This is a genomic window from Bacillus sp. SRI_025, from assembly GCF_057592095.1.
In genome coordinates this window covers 65,974-82,059 of sequence record NZ_JBYEGB010000003.1, presented here as the reverse complement: position 1 = coordinate 82,059, position 16,086 = coordinate 65,974, and the positions used below count along the sequence as shown (strand labels likewise).

Annotated in this window: 14 protein-coding genes; 11 read left to right on the top strand and 3 right to left on the bottom strand. The window is 41.3% G+C overall.

Annotated elements, in window-relative coordinates; all coding sequences use genetic code 11:
* Window positions 1-7: 7 nt before the first annotated feature.
* From AC20OE_RS10065 to AC20OE_RS10035, 7 genes are all read left to right on the top strand, one after another.
* On the top strand, window positions 8-274 hold the full coding sequence (locus tag AC20OE_RS10065; protein ID WP_003211078.1) for a phosphocarrier protein HPr: 267 nt from the start codon (window positions 8-10) through the stop codon (window positions 272-274).
* Complete coding sequence (gene ptsP / locus AC20OE_RS10060) at window positions 274-1,992, top strand: phosphoenolpyruvate--protein phosphotransferase (RefSeq protein ID WP_039178109.1); 1,719 nt, start codon at window positions 274-276, stop codon at window positions 1,990-1,992. Before AC20OE_RS10065 ends, ptsP begins: the two co-directional genes overlap by 1 nt.
* A gap of 115 nt (window positions 1,993-2,107) precedes the next feature.
* Window positions 2,108-2,335, top strand: a complete 228-nt coding sequence (locus AC20OE_RS10055; protein ID WP_003211490.1) for a transcriptional regulator SplA domain-containing protein — start codon at window positions 2,108-2,110, stop codon at window positions 2,333-2,335.
* 82 nt (window positions 2,336-2,417) lie between these two features.
* Window positions 2,418-3,446: a spore photoproduct lyase gene (splB, locus tag AC20OE_RS10050; protein ID WP_064498377.1), complete on the top strand. Its 1,029-nt coding sequence runs from the start codon at window positions 2,418-2,420 to the stop codon at window positions 3,444-3,446.
* A gap of 116 nt (window positions 3,447-3,562) precedes the next feature.
* Complete coding sequence (locus AC20OE_RS10045) at window positions 3,563-5,524, top strand: methyl-accepting chemotaxis protein (RefSeq protein WP_039178114.1); 1,962 nt, start codon at window positions 3,563-3,565, stop codon at window positions 5,522-5,524.
* 73 nt (window positions 5,525-5,597) lie between these two features.
* Window positions 5,598-6,383, top strand: a complete 786-nt coding sequence (locus tag AC20OE_RS10040) for an SDR family oxidoreductase (RefSeq protein ID WP_059376947.1) — start codon at window positions 5,598-5,600, stop codon at window positions 6,381-6,383.
* Window positions 6,384-6,396: 13 nt separating this feature from the next.
* Window positions 6,397-7,269, top strand: coding sequence for an NAD(P)-dependent oxidoreductase (locus AC20OE_RS10035; protein ID WP_059376952.1), 873 nt, complete (start codon window positions 6,397-6,399; stop codon window positions 7,267-7,269).
* 112 nt (window positions 7,270-7,381) lie between these two features.
* Here the strand turns inward: AC20OE_RS10035 and AC20OE_RS10030 are convergent, their stop codons facing one another.
* A complete protein-coding gene (locus AC20OE_RS10030; protein ID WP_039178119.1) occupies window positions 7,382-8,182 on the bottom strand; it encodes a CAP domain-containing protein in 801 nt (266 codons plus the stop codon).
* 337 nt (window positions 8,183-8,519) lie between these two features.
* Here AC20OE_RS10030 and AC20OE_RS10025 point away from each other — a divergent pair, with 337 nt between their 5' ends.
* On the top strand, window positions 8,520-10,643 hold the full coding sequence (locus AC20OE_RS10025) for a peptidoglycan D,D-transpeptidase FtsI family protein (RefSeq protein ID WP_059376955.1): 2,124 nt from the start codon (window positions 8,520-8,522) through the stop codon (window positions 10,641-10,643).
* A 156-nt stretch (window positions 10,644-10,799) separates the two neighbouring features.
* Window positions 10,800-12,629: a PAS domain-containing sensor histidine kinase gene (locus AC20OE_RS10020; RefSeq protein ID WP_059376958.1), complete on the top strand. Its 1,830-nt coding sequence runs from the start codon at window positions 10,800-10,802 to the stop codon at window positions 12,627-12,629.
* Between the two features lie 25 nt (window positions 12,630-12,654).
* Here the strand turns inward: AC20OE_RS10020 and AC20OE_RS10015 are convergent, their stop codons facing one another.
* Window positions 12,655-13,824, bottom strand: coding sequence for an aminotransferase A (locus AC20OE_RS10015; protein WP_059376961.1), 1,170 nt, complete (start codon window positions 13,822-13,824; stop codon window positions 12,655-12,657).
* 293 nt (window positions 13,825-14,117) lie between these two features.
* Here AC20OE_RS10015 and AC20OE_RS10010 point away from each other — a divergent pair, with 293 nt between their 5' ends.
* The gene (locus AC20OE_RS10010; RefSeq protein ID WP_058837783.1) at window positions 14,118-15,002 is read left to right on the top strand and encodes a cation diffusion facilitator family transporter; all 885 of its coding nucleotides are present in this window, start codon (window positions 14,118-14,120) and stop codon (window positions 15,000-15,002) included.
* Between the two features lie 63 nt (window positions 15,003-15,065).
* Here AC20OE_RS10010 and AC20OE_RS10005 read toward each other — a convergent pair whose 3' ends face one another.
* The gene (locus AC20OE_RS10005; RefSeq protein WP_180272403.1) at window positions 15,066-15,218 is read right to left on the bottom strand and encodes a hypothetical protein; all 153 of its coding nucleotides are present in this window, start codon (window positions 15,216-15,218) and stop codon (window positions 15,066-15,068) included.
* A 301-nt stretch (window positions 15,219-15,519) separates the two neighbouring features.
* Between AC20OE_RS10005 and AC20OE_RS10000 the strand changes: the two genes are divergently transcribed.
* Complete coding sequence (locus AC20OE_RS10000; RefSeq protein ID WP_058837782.1) at window positions 15,520-16,059, top strand: RDD family protein; 540 nt, start codon at window positions 15,520-15,522, stop codon at window positions 16,057-16,059.
* Window positions 16,060-16,086: the final 27 nt, after the last annotated feature.

Genomic DNA, 16,086 nt, shown 5'->3' with positions numbered 1-16,086 from the left:
GATAAAAATGGCTCAACAAACATTCAAAGTAACTGCAGATTCTGGAATTCACGCACGTCCTGCAACAGTTCTTGTACAAACTGCTAGTAAATATGATGCTGATATCAACTTAGAATATAATGGTAAAACAGTGAACCTGAAATCTATTATGGGTGTAATGTCTCTAGGAATTGCGAAAGGTGCTACAATCACAATCTCTGCTTCTGGTTCTGATGAAAATGATGCACTTGCTGCGCTTAAAGACACAATGAAAAGTGAAGGCCTAGGCGAGTAATGCAACAACTGAAAGGAATCGGTGCTTCAGCAGGCGTTGCAATTGCAAAAGCATATCGTCTGGAAGAACCAGATTTAACAGTTCACCAAAAAGACATCAACGATCCAGAGACAGAAGTGAAGCGTTTTGAAGAAGCAATTCATGTTTCTAAACAAGAACTTGAAGCAATTAAAGAACATGCGCTAAAAGAACTTGGCCAAGACAAAGCAGATATCTTTTCTGCCCACCTTCTTGTGTTAAGTGATCCTGAACTGCTTAACCCAGTAAAGGATAAAATTAGTGCTGACAAAGTAAATGCTGAATTTGCTTTAAAAGAAACAGCGACGATGTTTGTCACAATGTTCGAAGCAATGGACAACGAATACATGAAGGAACGTGCAGCGGATATTCGCGACGTCACAAAACGTGTTATTGGACATTTGCTAGGCGTTGACATTCCAAATCCAAGCATGATTTCTGAAGAAGTCATCATCATAGCTGAAGATTTAACACCTTCTGATACTGCTCAGCTGAACAGACAATTTGTTAAAGGCTTTGCGACAGATATCGGCGGTCGTACTTCTCACTCAGCGATCATGGCGAGATCTATGGAGATTCCAGCAGTTGTTGGGACAAAAGAAGCAACAAAAACGGTGAAAAACGATGATCTGATCATTGTGGATGGTATTACTGGAGACGTCATCATTCAGCCTTCTGAAGATGAAGTGAAAGCGTATCAAAAAAAGCATGAAGACTACTTAGCTCAAAAAGCGGAATGGGCGAAACTTGTTGACCAGCCAACGGTTACAAAAGACGGCGTTCACGTAGAGCTAGCTGCAAATATCGGAACACCTGAAGATGTAAAAGGTGTACTTGAAAATGGCGGCGAAGCAGTCGGATTGTACCGTACTGAATTTTTATACATGGGCAGAGACCAGCTTCCTACAGAAGAAGAGCAGTTCGATGCGTATAAAACCGTTTTAGAGAAGATGGAAGGGAAAGCAGTGGTTGTTCGCACACTAGATATTGGTGGCGATAAAGAACTTCCTTACTTGCAGCTTCCAAAAGAAATGAACCCGTTCCTTGGCTATAGAGCTATTCGCCTTTGCCTGGAAGAGCAGGAGATTTTCAGAACTCAACTACGCGCCTTACTTCGTGCAAGTACATATGGAAACTTGAAAATCATGTTCCCTATGATCGCGACATTATCAGAATTTAGAGAAGCAAAAGCCATTTTACTTGAAGAAAAAGAAGCATTGGTTGCCGCTGGTACAGACGTTTCTGATTCCATTGAAATCGGAATGATGGTAGAAATTCCATCAACGGCTGTCATCGCAGACCAATTTGCAAAAGAAGTAGATTTCTTCAGTATTGGAACGAATGATCTGATTCAATACACAATGGCTGCTGATCGAATGAACGAACGAGTGTCTTATCTTTACCAGCCTTACAACCCAGCGATTTTACGTCTCATTACGCTTGTGATTGAAGCAGCGCATAAAGAGGGTAAATGGGTCGGCATGTGCGGTGAGATGGCAGGAGATGAAATCGCAATCCCGCTTCTACTTGGATTAGGATTAGATGAATTCTCAATGAGTGCAACATCCATTCTTCCAGCTAGAACACAGCTAAGCAAGCTATCTAAGGAAGAAGCTGCATCATTTAAAGAGCATATTTTATCACTTAGCACAACAGAAGAAGTGGTTGATTTCGTCAAGAAAACATTTCAACAGAACTAAGTGAATGAAAACCAGACAGGTGAAACTGTCTGGTTTTTTTGTCGAATTTTATCATATTGAGTCATATTGGGCAGTCAGAAGGGCACCCTATTATTAAAAAATGGAGGTGACCAGATTGCCTTTCTCAGACTATAAACCAGGTGATCAAGTATATGTCATTTATCGAAATCCACATGCTGCAAACGTAGCACAAATTAAAGAAGCAGAAATTGTTTCACATCCATACAACGAAGAAGAGCTTGCCCTCTTTTTACTTGAAACGTATCATCCACTAGCACCTGATGATGCTGTTTTTCCAACATATGAAGAAGCAGAAGCACTTTATCAAGACTTATTTGAATAAGGGAGATTTTAGAAAGGATAAAAGCCATCCTGTGCGGTTAAAGTAACGGTATAAAAACGTTAAAGGTAAGGATGTGCTTAATATGATCAAACCTTTCGTCCCCCAGCTTGTTTACATTGAACCCCGGGCGTTAGAGTACCCGTTAGGACGAGAGCTGAAGGAAAAGTTCGAGGGTATGGGAATCGAAATAAGAGAAACGACCTCACACAATCAGGTAAGAAATATTCCGGGGAAAAATGACCTGCAAAAGTATCGTAACGCGAAGTCAACGCTTGTCATTGGTGTGAGAAAGACATTGAAGTTTGACTCGTCTAAACCATCTGCAGAGTATGCGATCCCATTTGCAACAGGATGTATGGGACATTGTCATTATTGCTATTTGCAAACAACAATGGGAAGTAAGCCTTACATTCGAACGTACGTCAATGTAGAAGAAATATTAGATCAAGCTGAGCAGTACATGAACGAACGAGCACCGGATATCACGAGATTTGAAGCATCATGTACTTCAGACATCGTAGGAATTGACCATTTGACACATACACTCAAACGAGCGATTGAATACTTCGGGCAAACCGACTTAGGAAAGCTTCGATTTGTCACGAAATTCCATCATGTTGATCATCTGTTAGATGCAAAGCATAATGGCCGGACAAGATTCCGTTTTAGTATTAATGCCGATTATGTCATTAAATATTTCGAGCCTGGCACATCACCGCTTGATCAGCGGATTGAAGCGGCTGTTAAGGTCGCAAAGGCAGGCTATCCTCTTGGCTTTATTATTGCTCCCATCTACATCCATGAAGGCTGGCAGGAAGGATATAAAGTTTTATTTGAAAAGCTCGATGCAGCTCTTCCTGATGATGTGAGAGGTGATATTACCTTTGAGATGATTCAGCATCGCTTTACAAAACCAGCAAAGCGTGTGATTCAAAAAAACTACCCGAAATCTAAATTAGAATTAGATGAAGAAAAAAGACGATACAAGTGGGGGAGATATGGGATTGGGAAATATATCTACCAAAAAGATGAGGAACAAGAACTAAGAGAGACGTTAGAATCATATATTGATCAGTACTTTCCGTCTGCAAAGATTGAATATTTTACTTAAAGCAAGCCTATAGGGCTTGTTTTTTCTATTTAAATTTTCTTACAACTATTGAATGCTTTACCCATTTTGCCGATATATAAAATAAGGTGTGAAAGTAGATGTAGGGGTGTGAGGAGATGTTTAAGAAACTTCAAGTGAGAATAGCTGTTTTCATCTCAGTTATTTTAATTTTAACCGTCGTGGCTGTTCAAGTGGGTTCTAACTTAGTGTTAAGACCACTTATTGAACGAGATGCAAAAACCACCGCAGCAGCAACGGCAGAAAGCCTGAAAGACATTATTACAGAAAAGCTTGATAATTACGGCAATACCATTAACAAAGTGGCAACAAGTACAATGACTGAAGAATTTGCGCAAAAACAAACAAAACAAACATTAGCTTATGAAACAGATGCACTAAAAAAATTGCAGGAACAGGATAAACTCATTTCGTTTACCTATATTGGAACAATTGATGGCAAAATGCTCGGCTTCCCAGAGTTCGATCTTGGCGAAGGCTATGATCCATCTAAACAAGGCTGGTTTAAACAAGCAGCCGAAAAGCCTGATCAGGTCGTTTGGACAGATCCATATGTAGATGAAGCAACGAAAAAAGTGATTGTCTCAGCCACGAAGGCGATTGTCAAAGATGGAAAGGTCATTGGGGTCGCTGGACTTGATTTGAAGCTGTCCTCGATTCAGTCCTATATCAATGAACAAGAGATTCCTTATAAGGGGACCGCTTTCTTAGTTGATGGCACAGGCACCCTTTTGGCGCATCCAACAGAGCAAGGAAAAAATATATCAAAGGTCGCTTCTGTGAAAAAAGCGATCGACAACTCAGGTATTGATGACAGTAAAGAACTGACGGTCACATCTAAAATCAAAGAAGCCGATTGGACGGTTGGTGTCAGCTTTGAGAAAAAGCAACTGCTTTGGATTACAGAAAAAATGAATCAGACAAGCATCATTATATCCGTCATTGCCATTATTCTTGCGATGATCCTCAGCTTCTTATTGGCAAGAAGCATAACTACGCCAATCAAGCGTCTAATAGAGCACGCTCGTAAGGTGTCAGAAGGCGATTTAACAAGCACGCTTGAAACGAAGTCTCAAGATGAAATTGGTTTCCTTACGAAAAGCTTTAATCAAATGACCGAGGACATCAGGGAGTTAATTGAAAAAGTGAAAGGGGCTTCAGATCAAGTTGTGGAATCAGCGGATGAAGTGACCCAAATTTCAAATGAGACCTTGCTGTCTAGCGAACAGATTGCAACCGCGATTCAAGAGGTGGCAACAGGGGCGACTAAGCAGGCGTCGGATGCAGAAACGATTAATGAGAAATCAGAGCAATTGTATGAGAAAGTGCGCCATATGGGTGAACTCGCCACACAAATGCAAACCAACTCAAAATCATCTGAAGATGCAAGCTATAAAGGGCTTGATGCACTTGGTGTGCTCGTCCAAAAATCAACACAAGCGAGCGATGAATCGAAAAAGGTTGAGCAAATGCTGCTAGATCTTGAGCATAAAACGAAAAATATTGAAAACGTCGTGACTGCTATCTCTGAAATCTCTGATCAAACGAATTTACTTGCACTGAATGCAAGTATTGAAGCGGCGAGAGCAGGAGAAAGTGGACGAGGATTTGCTGTAGTTGCAGAAGAAGTCAGAAAGCTTGCTGAACAATCTGCACAGTCAACAAAACACATTAGTGAAACCGTCAAACTCATTCAAGATGAATCGAAGAAAGCGGCGGAAGCGATGACAGCAGCAAGTAGAATGAATGAGGAACAAGGTGATGCCATTAATGCAACAGGTGAGGCACTCAGCAGCATCACAATGGAAATGCAGGCACTTGTCGGTTCAATCGACAGCATTCATACACAGATCAATGAAATGACAGAAGAACAGCAGAAGATGAGTGAATCCATTCAAAGTATTGCTGCTATTTCAGAAGAATCTGCTGCCTCAGCTGAGGAAGTGCATGCGTCTACAGATGAACAAGTTCAAGCGTTAGAAAGAACGAAAACCTCAACTGAAATGCTAAACGAATCAAGCCAGGCACTGCGTCAGGCGGTTGACCGATTTAAGGTGTGATTCGCGGAAAGGAACCTTGCGACGTGAGCAAGGTTCTTTTTGTATGATAAAATGAACGAGAGGAGGTGCTTACATGGATGTCAAACTAACTGGAAAAAAAGCATTGGTCGCTGCAAGCAGTCAAGGTATCGGAAAAGCGATTGCCTTTGCTCTAGCAAAAGAGGGAGCGGATGTAATGCTCTCGGGAAGACATGAACAAACGCTGAAAGAAACAGTCAACGAGCTGTCTCCATTTGCCAAAGGACAGCTGACTTATCAAGTATGTGACGTATCTGACGCCAGGCAAATTAAGGCGCTTGTTCAAGCGGCGGCTGGCGATGAGCAACGTCTAGACATTCTTGTGAACAATACAGGCGGACCTAAAACAGGAACGCTTGACACCTTAACAGATGAAGATTGGATCGAATCATTTCAGCTTCATTTACTCAGCTATATTCGGTTATTAAAAGAGGCATTACCTTATTTGAAAAAACGTGGTGCACGTGTGTTAAACATTGCGTCAATGTCAGTGAAAGAACCGATCCCAGGCTTGATGCTGTCGAATACATTTAGACCAGCTATAGCCGGCTGGACAAAAACAGTCGCTCAGGAGCTGGCAAAGGATGGTGTTTTGATCAATACGTTAGCACCCGGAAAAATTGAAACAGACCGCGTCAAACAGCTGGAAAAGCACCGCGCACAAAGAGAGAATCGAACGGTTGAAGAAATCAAAGCACAGGCTGAACAAGCGATCCCGCTTGGCCGCTATGGACAGCCAGAGGAATTTGCAGCATATGCAGCTTTTCTTTTATCTGAAGCCAATACATATATGACAGGTCAAACACTGATCATCGATGGTGGCTTGACAAAGTCTCTTTAAGGAGGAACAAGTGATGGCACAAATCAAAACAGTTGGTTTTATAGGAATCGGTGTAATGGGGCGCAGTATGGCAGGACATTTAATGGATGCAGGCTATGAAGTGATCGTTTATACAAGAACGAAAGCAAAAGCAGACGCATTGATTCAAAAAGGAGCATCATGGAAACCGGCAGTAAAGGACATTGCAGAAAATGCAGATGCTGTCATCACAATGGTGGGATATCCATCGGATGTAGAAGAGATCTATTTAGGTGAAGATGGGCTTGTGGCACATGCCGCGCCTGGAACATATCTCATTGATATGACGACCTCGAAGCCTCAGCTTGCAAAAGAAATTGAGTTGAAAGCGAAGGAAAGAGGTGTATTTGCATTAGATGCACCTGTATCAGGGGGAGACATAGGCGCTCAAAATGGCACCCTGGCCATTATGATCGGCGGAGAAAAGTCTGCCTATGAAGCCTGCCTGCCGGTATTTGAGCAAATGGGTGAAAACATTCAATATCAAGGACCGGCAGGAAGCGGTCAGCATACAAAAATGTGTAACCAAATTGCCATCGCAGCGGGGATGGTCGGTGTCGCAGAGGCAATGGCTTATGCCGAAAAATCAGGGCTTGATCCAGAGCAGGTGCTCAAAAGCATCACAACAGGTGCAGCCGGCAGCTGGTCTTTGTCAAACCTTGCACCAAGAATGCTGAAAGGCGATTTCGCGCCAGGGTTTTATGTAAAGCATTTTATCAAGGATATGGGCATTGCACTTGAAGAAGCAGAGCTGATGGGAGAAGAAATGCCAGGGCTCTCACTTGCGAAGTCACTTTATGAAAAGCTGAGTGAACAGGGCGAAGAAAACAGCGGGACACAAAGCATCTATAAATTATGGGTCAAATAAAAAACTGCCCCGCCTATGTGGAACAGTTTGCAGCGTGTAAACAAGCCCTCGCATTGCTGAAAAACTAGACAAATTAAAAACCTGTCCCAAATAAGGACAGGTTTTTTTAATATTATTTTCCGATGAATTGCTGCGTCCAGTAGTTGCCAGATTTCACATAACCAACACCGATATGTGTATAGCTTTTGTTTAAAATGTTCGCTCTGTGGCCTTCACTGTTCATCCATGCTGTTACAACTTCTTGAGGAGATCTTTGACCTTGAGCAATGTTTTCACCTGCTGATTTGTAAGTGATACCGAATTGCTTCATTTGATCAAATGGAGATCCATAAGTTGGGCTTGTATGAGAGAAATAGTTTTTATCTTTCATATCTTGAGATTTTGCGCGAGCAGATTTGCTTAATTTAGAATCCACAGAAAGTGCCTTTAAGCCTTGCTTTGCACGCTCTTTATTTGTAAGCTCGACCACTTCTTTTTCAAATGCATTTAAGCTGCTGTCTGCTTTTGATGCATTTGTGTCTTTTTGGTCAGCTTTTGTGTTGCTATTGCTGTTTGTGTTTTCTTTTGCTGGAGTGCTTGGTTTAGAAGCAGTTGGTTTTTTCACTGATTCTTGTTTTTGTTCTTGTTTTGCTTTGTTTACTTCTTTTACTACTTTTGTTCCAGTAACAGGCTGGCCGCTTTTGATCAGCTTGTTTAATAGAGCTTCGATCTCTTTTTGATTTGACTTGCTTAGCTTGTTTACATCTGAAGAGATATGTAATTTTGCTGCTAATGTATGAAGATCAATGGCTTGATGCTGTACGTTTATCACTTGTTTCAGGTTAAGCTCCTTCGCATCAGCCGAATGTCCCCCAGTGAATGTGATGAGTGCAGCAGCTGTCAGCGCTGAAAAAAAGAATGATTTCTTCTTCATATTGTAACTCCTCCTAAAATCTTTGTTTTGTTTTCTCACAAAAAATCATACCATGGACTTTTTGTTATAAACGTACCAGCATCCTCCATTGACAATACCAGTTTGTCATTTTTGTTAAAGTCATAGTAAGAGCCGCTTCATATCAAAGGATAGGGAATTTTTCCATTTAAAGAAAACGACATAAACATACCAATATTTTAAAGTGTTAGTATATTTTTTTGCAGATTAGGGATTGACAGCTTTTTTTCACTCGTTTCGCTGTAACAACTATTACAAAAGTGTTACAATAATGAGTGGTAATTGTAAAAGATTGAAAAGGATGAGAGGAGCTACATAAGTGGGAGAGAAACAGCATCAAGGTGCTGCCGAGCAGAAAAAAATGAAGCGCCGGAACGCCTGGAGGATTAATCTCTTTTTCTTCGCTGTATTTAGTTTATTTGCTGGACTTGTGATCAAGCTTGGTGTGCTGCAAATCGTCAATGGTGAAGATTATAAAAAGCAAGCCAACCGAACAGAGGTCAAAACGGCATCATACCCGTCTCCAAGAGGAAAAATGTATGACGCGAGAGGAAGAGTCGTCGTTGATAACGAAAGTGTACCTGCCATCGTTTATACATCAGAAAGCGGTGTGAAAGCGAAGGATAAGATTAAGGTAGCAAGAAAACTTGCGACTTATATAAAAATGGATACTGATTTTTTGAGAGAGCGTGACATTCGGGATTTTTGGCTGGCGAGCCATCCGAAAGAAGCGGATAATCTCATTTCAAAAGCGGAGAAAAAGGATATCGATGCAAAGGATGTCTATCCGCTTCAAGTAGAGCGTGTCCCAAAGAAAGAAGTCAAAGCGATCGAAAAGGATGCGGAGGAAAAAGCTGTTGCAGCGATCTACCGTAGATTTACAGGCGGATATGCCTTTGAACCTCAAATCGTGAAGGCAATGGACCCAAACGAAGAGAAAAAAGGGGACGAAAAAGTTGCTTTACTAGATGAAACGAAAGAATCAAAACAGACTTCATCCGTGAGTTTGACATATGAAGAGATTTCACTTGTCTCAGAGCATCTTGATGAACTGCCAGGTGTGAACGTCATCAATGACTGGACAAGAAAATATCCGTATGAAAAGACCCTTTATAATGTACTTGGCGGTGTAACTACACCAGAGCAAGGAATTATTAAAGAACGTGAAGATTACTATATGGCAAGAGGCTACTCGCGAAATGACCGTGTAGGGAAGAGCTATTTAGAATATCAATATGAGGATTTTCTGAACCCAGAGAAAGCAACCGTTCAATATACACAGGTTGGCGGGAAGCTGCTTGATGAAATCAAGCGGACAGAAGGACGAAGAGGACTTGATCTTGCGCTGACATTTGATATGGAGCTGCAAAAGGAAGTCGACAAAATCGTCGAATCAGAGCTTAGATCGGCCAGTGCGAGAAACTATATGATGGATCGTGCCTTTGTCGTCATGATGGATCCTCACACAGGGGATGTTCTCGCCATGTCGGGCAAGAAAATGGACGGCAGAGACGTCACAGATTATGCGATCGGAACATTTACGACTCAGTATGAAATGGGCTCTGTTGTCAAAGGAGCCACAGTACTTGGCGGTTATCAGGACGGGATGTCACACAACCAATCCTATATGGATACACCGCTCTATTTTGCAGGAAGTGGAAAGCCGAAGAAGTCTTACAACAATCTTGGGTGGGTGAACGACCTTCGGGCACTCCAAAAAAGTTCCAACGTTTACATGTTCCATGTTGCAATGAGAATGGCGGGCATCACCTATCAAAAGAATGGACCGTTACCTGCAAGACCTGAGCACTTACAAAAAATGAGAAACTACTATGCGCAATTCGGTCTTGGCGTAAAAACAGGGATCGATCTGCCGCAGGAATCAAGCGGGATGCAGACGCATCCTAAGACGGTCGGCGGACTCTTGCTTGATGAAGCAATTGGTCAGTATGATACGTATACACCGCTCCAAGTGGCACAATACATGTCGACAATTGCCAATGGAGGGAGCCGTATTCAGCCAAGAGTAGTGAAAAGTGTTCATCTTCCAACGAAGAAGAATGAAGTAGGCCCAGTCGTAAAAAAATATGAGCCGAAGGTGCTGAATACGATTAACAACTCGAAAGCAGATATTGACCGCGTAAAAACGGGACTGAAAATGGTTACATCAACAGGCGGAACTGCCGCTGGCCGATTTGGTCAGCATGATGTCGCGGGAAAAACGGGTACAGCGCAAACCTTCTACTATGGTGCCAACCGCAGCTGGTGGGGAAATGCCACGTACAATTTAACCTTTGGAGGATATTATCCTTCTTCTAATCCAGAGGTAGCGTTTAGTGTCGTGACACCTTATGTCTCAGATAAAGATCCTGTCATTAAAAATATCCCAAGTAAAATTGTGGATAAGTACGTTGAATTACAAAAGAAATATGAAAAACAATAAACCGCAGGGAGCACAGCAGCAGAAAGTGCTCCCTTTTTGCTGAAAATATGGACGTTTCCCTCGATGACAGAAGGAAAATACGGGTTTTCTAGCGAATCTTTTTTATACATCAATCTAAGGACAACCCTAAAAAATGAAAAGGAGGGTCGGACGACGATGGAACAACAAATGAAAGATTCGAATCAATTGTATTCGAACATCGATTTACATGCCGTTCTTTCTTCTAATGGCCGCTTTCTCTACATTTCTTCCAACTGTAAGCAGCTTTTGCTCTATGAACAAAAGGATTTACTAGGGTGTTTTTTGAAAGACTTTGTTCATACCGAAGATCAATTTCTCGTCGAAAGTTATTTTTACAATCAGCACATGCTAGAGGTTTGCCACTTTAGACTGCTAAGAAGTGATCTGACAGCTGTATGGGTCGAAGCAAGCATTGATTTTGTTGCTTGTGATGGGTTAGACAACGAAGTAAGTAGAGAAATGATCCTGAAAATGAGGGTGCTGGATACTAAGCCCCAAAAAGCAGCATTTCAAGAAGCATCAAAAGTAGCAGAACAGTCGCTGGGCAGTCTGCCGGCTTTCCAAAATGTCGGTGAAGCTGAACAATTGATTGCCATGCTGCCAAATCCGTTATGTATTACGACTTTAGGGAAAATTGTGTATGCGAATGATGCGATGCTGCAATTAATGGGGGTAAGTGCAAGAGATGACATGATCGGCAAGTCCGCGTTTGATTTTATTGCTGAAGAGTACCATGATATTGTCAGAAGCCGCATAACAAGGCTGCAGCAAGGCCTTCCAGTCGGAATGATTGAACAGATATGGAAGCGTCAAGATGGGAGCAGTATTCATATTGAGGTAAAGTCATCACCGACGATTTATCAAAATCAGCGGGCAGAGCTTTTGCTGCTCGTGGACATCTCATCCCGTAAAAAATTCCAAACTGTTCTTCAAAAAAGCCGGGAAAGGTATCAGCTGCTCATTCAAAACTCCATTGACACGATTGCGGTCATCCATGATCACAAATGGGTGTTTATGAATGAATCAGGTATTAAATTATTTGAAGCCGAGCATTACGATAAATTAATAGGAAAGGATATCTTTCATCAAATTCATTCCTGTGATCAGCAGAAGGTCAAAAAGAGCTTATCTCGTATTATTGAAAGAGCATCAGATTCCGAGATTGTCACGATGAGCTGTCATACATTTAAGCATAAGCTGATTTATACAGAAATGGTCTGTATCCCAACTACATTCTTTGGAGAAACAGCGGTTCAAATTATTTTAAGAGATATATCCGAACGTAAGCAGACAGAAGAGCTCATGCTCCGCTCAGAAAAATTATCGATCGCAGGTCAATTGGCGGCTGGCATTGCACATGAAATCAGAAACCCATTAACCGCCATCAAAGGCTTTTTACAGCTCATTAAACCGAAAACAAAAGATCGCGATCAATACTTCGAGATTGTTTTCTCTGAGCTGAGCCGAATAGAAATTATTTTGAGTGAGTTGCTAATGCTGGCGAAACCGCAGCAAACGTCCTCAATGCAGACGCTTGATTTGAAAAAAATCATCAGCGAAGTTACGGCTTTGTTAGAAACACAAGCGAACTTAAATGGCATTTTAATGAACACAAGTGAGATAGAGGAAGGTCTCCTGATGAACGGGGATCAAAATCAGCTCAAGCAAGTGTTTATCAATTTAATCAAAAATGCCGTAGAATCCATGCCGGACGGAGGAAAGGTAGACATCACGGCTAAAGCAGAAAGTGATGGAATACTTGTCACCATTCGTGATGAAGGGGTCGGCATTCCAGAAGCGGTGATGAAACGGATTGGAGAGCCCTTTTTAACCACAAAGGAAAAAGGAACTGGGCTTGGCCTTATGGTCACATTTAATATTTTAGAAAATCATAATGGGACGATCCGTGTGGATAGTCAGCCTGAAAAGGGCACCGTATTTCACATCATGTTTCCTGCAAAATAAAAACAACGGCAAGAGAGCCGTTGTTTCAATCTAGCGAATGAATGGAACGTTTTTCAAGTACAAATTGTTCTAGCCGGTCAAGTCCTTCTTTCAGCGTTTCAAGTGAATAAGCATAAGACAGGCGCACATACCCTTCGCCGAGTGGAGAGAAAGCAGAGCCTGGGACGACCGCAAGTCTTGTACTTTCTAACAGCTCCATGCAAAAATCAAAGGAACTCATCCCAAACGATTCAATGGATGGAAAAATATAAAAAGCGCCAGAAGGTTTAATCACCGGAAGCCCCATAGAAATGAGCCGATCATATACATAATCGAGTCTTTTCTTATATTGCTCTCTCATGATCAGTGCATCATCCACACCATTTGTCACAGCTTCAAGTGCCGCCTTTTGTGAGACAGCCGAGGCACAAGACACGTTATATTGATGTACTTTTAATACATGTTTAGCAATTGGAGCTGAAGCAAATAAAAAGCCAATTCTCCATCCAGTCATGCTATGAGATTTAGACAGTCCATTGATGACAATGGTCTGTTCTTTTAAGAAAGAGGCAATTGAATGATGCGGCCGGTCAAATGTCAGCTCACTGTAAATTTCATCGGATAAAATAAAGATGTCTTTTCCTTCAAGGAGCTGGGCAATTTCTTTCAATTCTTCTTCTGAAAGCGTGACACCAGTCGGGTTTGAAGGGTAAGGAAGAACCACACACTTTGTCTTTTCCGTTAACGCATCCTCAATCAGCTTGGCATTCAATTTAAAGCCGGCATTCGTTGTGTCAATATGTACGGGCATGGCACCACACATTCGAATGATCGGTTCATATCCGGGGTATACAGGTCCAGGTAAAATGACCTCGTCGCCTTCTGTTAAAATGGTTCGAAACGCAGCATCAATTGCTTGACTTGCACCTGTTGTCACAATGATTTCTGACTCTGCAGTATAATCAAGATTCACTTTCTTCTTGATATAATGCTGGATCGCTTGTCTTAGCTCTAAGAAACCAGCATTGTGAGTGTATGAGGTGAAATTCTCGTCAATGGCTGCTTTGGCAGCTGTTTTGACATGATGCGGCGTATAAAAATCGGGCTGACCTATCGTCAATGAAACGACATCCTCATATGACGATACGAGATTTGAAAATGTTCGAATGCCTGAAATTTCAATATCCTTTACTCTTGGATTCAGCAAATGCTCCATTTCTCATCACCTTAAAAATTTATGTTTTTATCCTATTTTACCATTCACTGCATAAATGTCACCTGCGAAAGGCACTGGATAGCGTTATATGTAGTCTATTCTCCTATCCATCACCGCATGAGTGATATATTGAAGAAAGAGCAACATTTATTATAGCGTAACCTCAAGAGAAAATACAGGCTGTGATGAGAATGATTAGAAAACGGCAAAACTGCGTAAACTGAAAGAACGTGAGAATCATGGTCATGGGAATGGCTTTCATAGACATACGATCTCCTAAAGGAGGACGATAGATGGAACAATCAGCGAAGACATCGAAAATCGCGTTTCTATCCGTGCTGAGCAACACATTTGTTGTCATCTTAAAAATCATTGTAGGTCTCTTAACCGGATCTGTTGCGGTTTTATCAGAAGCCATTCATTCGTTTCTCGATTTAATGGCGTCGTTTATTGCATTTATTTCTGTTCGTATTTCAAGAAAGCCAGCAGATTCTAAACATCCTTATGGACATGGAAAAGTCGAAAATATTTCTGGAACGATTGAGACCCTGCTCATTTTCGTTGCTGGCATTTGGATTATATACGAATGTGTTCACAAATTAATGCATCCAGAGCCAGTTAAGCTGCCCGTGCTTGGCATTGTGGTCATGCTGCTAGGCGCGCTCATCAATTTTGTTGTATCGAGAATTGTGAACAAAGAGGCGGAGCGAGTACATTCAGTCGCCATGAAATCAAATGCATTGCACCTTTTAACGGATGTGTATACGTCACTAGGGGTGGCATTCAGTTTATTGCTTGTAGCATTAACCGACTGGTATTTCCTAGATCCGATCATTGGAATGATTCTGGCCTTCTTTATTATGCGTGAAGCGTTTAAACTCATGAAGGAAGCCTTCCCGCCGCTTGTTGATGCTCGTTTAACACCAGAGGAAGAACAATCAATTGAATCGATCATTCAAGGATTCAGTCAAGAATTTATTGAATATCATGACTTTCGAACAAGGCGGTCTGGTGCAGAGGAATATATTGATTTCCATTTGATTGTAGATGGAAAGACAACCATTGAAGATGTTCACCAATTATGTGATCGAATTGAAGAGAAGATTCAGCTCGAATTTCCGCATGCGCAAATCTTTATTCATGTGGAACCTGAAAGTGAAAGAAGTTTACAAACGTAAAAAAGGCGATCAACCTATTCTCAGGTTGTATCGCCTTTTTTACGCTTCATCTATGAAATGAAATCAATATCCATAAGCAGTATCGTAGTCTTCGTACCAAGAGATATAAGCTGTGTCATCGTTTGACAAACCATGCTTCATATCTAAATAATCAGCTTCGCAAATATCTTCAATTACAGTCATTTCGTTGTTCTTTAATAATACAACAGTTCCCATCATGAACACCTTTCTTTAAAAAATCCTTGACTATTGTACCATTTGAAGAATCAATGTCAACAGAATAATGGAAACAAGACGAAAATATCACAAAATGTTAAAAAATCAGGAGGTAAAAGAACTAGAAGTGCCATGATTTTCACAAATTTTCAGTATTTATTCACATAAATCATTTAGATCAAACTGATCTAAAATGTATGTAAAAGTGTAAAGCTGCATTGATCTTGCTATATTCATAGGATATAATAACGAATGATTATAAGAAATTTATAGAAAACATACATAATAAAGGAGAAATAGGATGGAAACCAACATAACAGAACCACACATTCAAGAAAAGAAGCATCCTGAGCTAGCAGGCGTAGGCTATCGTTTTCTTGCACATCTTTTGGACGGTATCATTATCGGAGTACCAATTGCTTTTATCATGTTTATTTTGGCGTCAGTCTTTTTTGTCTCAAGCCCAGGTGCAGCTCTGATGATGGATGACGACAGTTATTACTATTCTTCAACCGTCATAACGGATGAGGAATGGGAAGCTATTATGGGACTGATCATTTTCTATATAGGGGCAGTCTTGATGGGGACCGTGGTGACATGGCTTTATTACGCCATCATGGAATCATCAAAATTACAAGGAACACTCGGGAAGATGGCTCTTGGCATCAAAGTCACAAAAGTCACAGGCGAAAAGGTCACATTCGGGCGTGCAACTGGCCGCTTCTTTGCAAAAGGCTTTTTGTCTCCGATCTTATATATTGGATATATCCTTGCTTTTTTCACAGAGAAAAAACAAGCACTTCACGATTTGATTGCAAGTACAATTGTTGTGAAGAGATAATGAAAAAAGCACCTCTGCTATATGGTA